The sequence below is a fragment of the Streptomyces sp. P5F9 genome (assembly GCF_057961495.1).
Map to the genome: position 1 here is coordinate 1 of NZ_JBXVPZ010000653.1, position 4,186 is coordinate 4,186.

General features: G+C 69.7%; 5 protein-coding genes. 4 read left to right on the plus strand and 1 reads right to left on the minus strand.

From position 1 onward, the window contains the following. Positions 1–93: 93 nt before the first annotated feature. Positions 94–1,071, minus strand: coding sequence for a cell envelope lipid trafficking protein PgfA (gene pgfA / locus AC31A1_RS47785; protein WP_489659329.1), 978 nt, complete (start codon positions 1,069–1,071; stop codon positions 94–96). A gap of 154 nt (positions 1,072–1,225) precedes the next feature. On the opposite strand from pgfA, the gene AC31A1_RS47790 reads away from it, so the two are divergent. From AC31A1_RS47790 to AC31A1_RS47805, 4 genes are all read left to right on the plus strand, one after another. Next, positions 1,226–1,378 carry a hypothetical protein gene (locus tag AC31A1_RS47790; RefSeq protein WP_327404313.1) on the plus strand — a complete coding sequence of 51 codons (153 nt, stop codon included), beginning with the start codon at positions 1,226–1,228 and terminating at the stop codon, positions 1,376–1,378. Positions 1,379–1,382: 4 nt separating this feature from the next. Then, complete coding sequence (locus tag AC31A1_RS47795) at positions 1,383–2,624, plus strand: PucR family transcriptional regulator (protein ID WP_489659330.1); 1,242 nt, start codon at positions 1,383–1,385, stop codon at positions 2,622–2,624. A gap of 144 nt (positions 2,625–2,768) precedes the next feature. Next, positions 2,769–3,542 (plus strand): IclR family transcriptional regulator, encoded by a 774-nt coding sequence (locus tag AC31A1_RS47800; protein WP_489659331.1) that lies wholly within the window; start codon positions 2,769–2,771, stop codon positions 3,540–3,542. Further along, positions 3,539–4,186: SMP-30/gluconolactonase/LRE family protein (locus tag AC31A1_RS47805; RefSeq protein WP_489659332.1), on the plus strand; the 648-nt coding region annotated here is incomplete at its 3' end. The genes AC31A1_RS47800 and AC31A1_RS47805, both read left to right, overlap by 4 nt.

Sequence of the window (4,186 nt, forward strand, 5' to 3'; positions counted from 1 at the left end):
GTGCCGGGGTGGGTTGGACAGTTTTCGCCCCGGCGTTCCTGACGGCTACTCACCCGCATGACAATTTCCGGGGTTATTAGAACTGACGTCACGTCACATCGTGGGTGGATACTCGGGTGAAGCGGGAGATTCCGGGCGCCTGCGGCCGCGTAGCACCAAAACGCCACCCGCCACGGCGAAGACGAATCCGGCCACAGCGGCACCGATCGGCAACGACTGCCCCACCAGGCGCAGTTGGCCGCTCTCCCGCTTCGCCAGTTTCACCTGTTCCTTCTGGGTGGCCGTGGTGAACGCGAGCTTGTCGGCGTCCAGGAGGAGGACCGCGTCGTAGGCGTGACCGGGGGCGCGCAGGGTGCGCCGGGGCCCGGTCTGAGCGTAGATCACCCGGCCGGTGCGCTGGTCGACGATCAGCTCGATGCCGTGGTTGGAGTACCACTCCTCGGCCAGGATCTGGGGGGACTTGGGCTGGTCGACGAGGCTGCCGGGGACCAGACGGGTGCCGATCTTCGTGGGCGGGACGGTGCCCTTGAAGACGTAACCCGAGTAGCCCTGCACCTTCTTGGTCCCCGCGTAACGCAGAGTCACCGTCGCGCCGAGGGAGTTGTCCCACCACTGGTACGGCTGTTTCCGCACGTCGAACGGGAACTTCAGGTAGGCGTCGCCCTCGAAGTACGGGTTCTCGTGGCAGCAGTGCACGGGCTTGTTGGTCTTACGGTCCGTGACCCAGCGGTTGGGGAAGAACTCCAGCGCGTCGTGCGGATCGGCGGCCGGCAGCGACTTGTCAGTGTCGACGGTCGTGGTGACGTCCCAGACCGCGTCCCCGCTCTTCTCGCTGTCCGCGACATCGCCGCGCACCTGCTGGGTGACCGTGATCCGCTGGTCGTCCACGGTCCGCAGCTCACCGGTGTCGAAGTAGCTTCCGGTGCCCCGGTAGACGGCGGTCGTGTCGATGTCGATCGGGGTCACGGCGGCCCGCGGCTCGACGTACCACGCCAGCAGCGGCGCCAGGACCAGCAGAAACGTGCCAAGTCCCAGCAGGATCAAGGAAAATGGAGAGGTCGTACGGCGCATCCGGACACTCCAGTGAAAGTTGGTGACGGAGTTCGGGCCGCTCTTGGGCCGGGAACCGTAGGCGCCCCTTGACGGAGTGTCAATGTCTGCCGACACTGGGCCGACGGGCAGGGGCAGGGCGCACGGACCTCAGGACAGAGAGGCTGACCCCGCGATGCCCAGACTGCTCGCCGCCGCACTCACCATGGTCCTGGCCGCCGCCCTCGCCGTGGGTGCCGCGCTCGGTGTCGTCGCGCTGCTGGACGCGAGACCGGCCCAGCCGAACACGCCCTTGGTCACGTACGAGCAAGCGGGCCAGGGGAGTTGACCCCGTGTCGGCACGCCCGGCGACCGTGACGGCGCGTTCGGCGTGGCACGACGTACCGCGTCTCCAGGTACGGGAGTTCGCGGCGATCGCCATGGCCGAGGCGCCCGCGCTCGCCGAGGAGATCCTGCGGGAGATCCGCCGTGAGCATCCTCAACTGCCCCTGGTTCTGGACGACTCGGGTGAGCCGATGGCTCTGGTCGGCATCCGTCGCGCCATCGAGGTGTTCGTCCAGCACCTGGAGACCGCCGAGGGCCGTCCGACCGTACCGCCGGGCGTCTTCCAGGAGTTCGGGCGCGGCGAGGGCCTGCACGGCCGCAGCCTCGACTCGCTCCAGGCGATCTACCGGATGGGAGTGCGGCTCGCCTGGCGGCGGCTGGCCGAGATCGGGCAGCGGGTCGAGATTCCGCCACCCGCGATGTACGCGCTCGTCGACGCGGGCTACGAGTATCTGGACGGGCTCGTCGACCAGTCCGTGCGCGGGTACGCCGAGGCCGCCGCGCGGCAGGCGGGAGAGCGGCTGCGGCTCCAGCGGCGGCTCATGGAACTCCTCCTCGCCGAGCACCACCGCGGCGACCCGACCGAGGCCCTCGCCGAACGCGCCGCCCGCATCGGCTGGCCGCTCCCCGACAAGGTCGCCGTGGGCGTTCTGCTGCGCCCGGCCCGCGAGGCCGTCGCCCCCGCCGTAGGGCAGGAGGTCCTGCTCGACATGGAGTACGACCAGCCGCGCATGGTCGTGCCCGAGCCGGATGCCGCCGGGCGGCCCGAGCTGCTGCACCGGGCGCTGACCGGCTGGGCCGGGGCGATCGGGCCGCCGGTGCCGCTGGCCGACGCGGTGAAGTCGGCGCGCTGGGCCGAGGCGGCCGTAGGACTGATGGAGCGGGGGCTGTTGCCTGGCGGGGGTGTCCTGTACTGCACCGAGCACACCGAGGCTTTGGTGCTGCTGCAGCCGGAGGAGCTGATCGACGATCTCGCGCTGCGGTGTCTGGCGCCGCTCGCGCACTCGGGGCCGACGCATCGGCGGCGGCTCGCGGAGACCCTGCTGGCGTGGCTGGAGACGCGGGGCGGGGCGCCGGAGGTGGCCGCGCGGCTCGGGGTGCATCCGCAGACCGTGCGGTACCGCCTACGGCAGATCCGCGAACTGTGGGGTGACGAGATCGACCACCCGGACCGCCGGTTCGAGCTCGAACTCGTGCTGCGCGCCCAGCGGTTGCGTGGTGAACTGGGCGATCCCAGGGCCGCTCGGTAGTCACATGGTCACGCGACCATTGCCCGTGCAACCCTCTATGGCTAGCCTGTGTTCGTCATGCCGATCGTCAGTTGAAATCTCGAACACGACGGTCGGTGCGACACCCCATACAGCCACTCGCAGACACCTAGAAGGGGGCCGGTTGTGGGACGACTCGTACCTGCCGTGACCCGGGCTCTCGATATTCTTGAGCTCTTCCTCGACGGGGACGGGACGCTCTCCGCCCCCGACATCGTGCGCAAGCTGCAACTGCCGCGCACGACCGTGCACGAACTGGTCACCACCCTCGCCGCCCGGTCGTACATCGTGCCCGTGCCCGGACAACCGGGACGTTACCGGCTCGGAGTCCGTCCGTACCAGCTCGGGAGCCGATACGCCGAGCAGCTCGACCTCGCCGCCGAGGGGCAGCAGGTCGCCCGGTCCGTCGCCGAGACCTGCGACGAGACCGTGCACGTCGCGATCCTCGAAGGCACCGACGTCATCTACATCGCCAAGGTTGACTCCACGCACGCGGTGCGGATGGTGTCGGCGGCGGGGCGTCGGCTGCCCGCGCACTGCACGTCCGTGGGCAAGATGCTGCTCGCCTCGCTTCCCGAGCCGGAGCTGACCGCGCGCATCCCGGCCGATGTGTCGTTGGCCGCGATGACGCCGAACAGCATTGTCGAGCCGGCCGCGCTGCGGGAGGCTCTCGCCGAGATCCGGTCGCGCGGGGTCGCTGTCGAGAGCCGTGAGTCGAATCCGGATGTGTCGTGCGTCGCGGCGCCGGTTCGGGACCGTACTGGCCAGGTTGTCGCTGCTCTTTCCATCTCCGTTCCCATGATCCGATGGAGCGACGAGCGGCGGGTCGAGCTGGAGCAGCTTGCCGCGAAGGGCGCGGCCGAACTGTCGGAGCGGCTCGGGCATCGGAGCGTGGGATGACGTACGAGGTGGCTGTACGGGCCGAGGCGACGCTGGGTGAGGGGCCGACGTGGGACGCCGCGGCGGGGCGGTTGATCTGGATCGACATCCTTGGGTCCCGGGTGTACACGTACGACCCCGCGTCGGGCCGTCGGACGGTTCGGGTGACCGAGCAGCATGTGGGGGCCGCGAAGCCGCGTGTCGGTGGGGGGCTCGTTCTCAATCTGCGGGACGGGGTCGGGCTTGTCGATCCCGACGGGGAGTTCCGGTGGTTGCATCGGGAGCCTGTTGCCGGGCGGCGGGCCAATGACGCGGCCGTGGCGCCCGACGGGGCGTTGTGGGTGGGCACGATGCGGTACGACGAGGCGGCTTGCGGGGGCACGTTGTCGCGTGTCGCCGGGGACGGTTCCGTGCGGCTGATCCTTGATGACGTGGCCGTGAGCAACGGGACGGGGTGGAGTCCTGATGGGCGGTTGATGTACTACATCGACTCGCCTACCCGGCGGATCGATGTGTTCGAGTACGCGGACGGGCGGGTGTCTAAGCGGCGGCGGTTCGCGGAAGTTGAGGCCGGCGCGGGGTTTCCTGATGGGCTCACCGTTGATGCGGACGGGTGTGTGTGGGTGGCGTTGTGGGGTGGGGGTGCGGTGCGGAGGTATACGCCG